At 47.1% G+C, this 2,225-nt stretch carries 2 protein-coding genes; one reads left to right on the top strand and one right to left on the bottom strand.

The window, feature by feature from the left end; genetic code table 11:
- Window positions 1-1,642, bottom strand: a 1,642-nt coding sequence (locus tag R1Y93_RS00295) for a DNA topoisomerase III (protein WP_500821188.1), incomplete at its 3' end; no start/stop codon positions are given.
- A gap of 252 nt (window positions 1,643-1,894) precedes the next feature.
- Here R1Y93_RS00295 and R1Y93_RS00290 point away from each other — a divergent pair.
- A partial coding sequence (locus R1Y93_RS00290) for an acylglycerol kinase family protein (protein WP_500821187.1) occupies window positions 1,895-2,225 on the top strand: 331 nt, incomplete at its 3' end.

The following is a 2,225-nucleotide window of genomic DNA, read 5'->3' as shown; positions in this document are numbered from 1 at the left end:
GCTTTGCTTTGGAAGTAAGGTAAATCTCATTTCCTTTCTTTTCCATAAGGAACGCATGAAAAAGCTTCTCGATGATATCTGCCCTGGTGGCTACTGTGCCCAGCCCTCCGGTCTCACCAATGGTTTTCACAGCAGCTTTGTCTTTTGTCTGCATAAACCTTACCGGATTCTCCATGGCAGCCAGCAGAGTGGCTTCTGTAAATCTGGCAGGAGGCTTTGTCTTTCCTGAGGTAACCGTCACCTGTCCTGCTGTAAATACAGTCCCCTGCTTTACCTCCGGAAGCTTTTGATCCCTGGGAGCTGTATCATCCGTATCTTCCTCTTCCAGAAGATCCTCCTGATAGATTTCCTTCCAGCCCAGGCTTTTTATGATCCTGCCGCCTGCTGTAAAAGTCTCACCTGCTGCCTTGCCTTCCATAGTCACCTGTTCATACATGCTTGCAGGATATAAAACTGCCAGAAAACGCCTAACCACCAGATCATAGATCTTACGTTCTTCATTTGTCATATGATCCAGCTGTACAAACTGCTCGGTAGGTATGATAGCATGATGGTCACTTACTTTTTTGTCATCCACAAAACTGGTGCTTGTCTGGATAGGCCGTGTAAGCAAAGCACCTGCCAGCTTACGGTAAGGACCTGTGCCACAGGCCTTCAGTCTTTCCTTTAAAGTAGGCACGATATCCTTCCCGATATACCGAGAATCTGTTCTTGGATATGTAAGTACCTTATGATTCTCATAAAGCCGCTGCATGATATTTAATGTTTCTTTCGCAGAAAAGCCATACTTCTGATTGGCTTCCCTTTGAAGGGTTGTCAAGTCATACAGACCTGGCGCCATTGTTTTTTTCGCCTTTTTCTCTACAGATACCACCTGAAGGGATGTATTTGCAGCTTCCTTTGCCAGCTTCACAAGTCTTTCCTGTTGAAAAGAACGGAAGCTGCCACTTTTGGCATCTTTCCAGGTCCATCGGATATTACCTGCCGTCAGGGTCAGGCCATAATATTCTTTTGGTACAAATTCTTTAATTTCTTCTTCTCTTTGTGCGATCATGGCAAGCGTGGGAGTCTGGACCCGTCCACAGGACAGCTGGGCATTATACTTGCAGGTCAGTGCCCTGGTACCATTGATGCCCACCAGCCAGTCTGCCTCTGCTCTGGCTGCTGCAGCCTGATACAGATGATCGTAATCATGTCCATCCTTCAGGCTGGAAAAGCCCTCTTTGATCGCTTTGTCTGTTACAGATGAGATCCACAGCCTGCGGATAGGCTTGGTACACCCGGTCTTATCAAGGATCCACCTGGCTACCAGTTCCCCCTCACGTCCTGCATCTGTGGCAATGATCACCTGATCCACATCTTTTCGGTAAAGCTGGGCCTTTACAGCCCCGAACTGCTTGGCTGTCTGCCGGATCACCACCAGACACATATGCTCCGGAAGCATAGGCAGGGTGCCCATCTCCCACTTTTCATACTTGCGGTCATATTCCTCCGGATCTGCCAAAGTCACAAGATGTCCAAGTGCCCAGGTAACAATATATCGATCTCCCTCCAGCATCCCATTGCCCTTCCTGCCACAGTGCAAGACTCTGGCAATATCTCTGGCTACAGAGGGTTTCTCTGCAATTACTAATGACTTCATTCTTTCACTCCCTGATCAAGGTCTCTTTTTTGCAGTATACCATATCCGCAGCTATAATTCCAGCAAGGCTTAAAAGAACGCTTTCTGCGCTTTTCGTCGTCTGACTTGTTTACACTTTTTTCATAATTCTAAAGAAAAAACCATTTGTAAATCAGATGTTACAATGTTATTATGATGCCAGGATCAAAAGACCTGCATCCATATGATACCCATCAGTGGATAATAAAAAGCTGTAAACACAGGGAGAGAAAAATGTATTACTTTATAGTGAACCCCAAATCCAGATCTGGCATGGGCAAGTGTATCTGGAACAGCCTGCGGGCGCGGCTGCTTCAGCAGAATATTGAATTTCGCAGTTATCTTACAGAGCACGTAGGACATGCCACCACTCTTTCCAGACAGATCAGCAGTCTTGGTACTCCAGATGCGCCTGTAACACTGGTGACAGTAGGCGGAGACGGTACCATTTATGAGGTACTTACCGGGATCTGTGATCTTCGCAGTGTGATCTTTGGCTATATTCCCACCGGTTCAGGGAATGATTTCTGCAGGGGCATGGCCCTTCCCCAGGATCCGGATGAAG

The sequence above is a fragment of the Blautia sp. HA3515 genome (assembly GCF_059933065.1).
The sequence above is the reverse complement of the archived record's forward strand: the minus strand, read 5'-3'. Positions and strand labels throughout refer to the sequence as shown.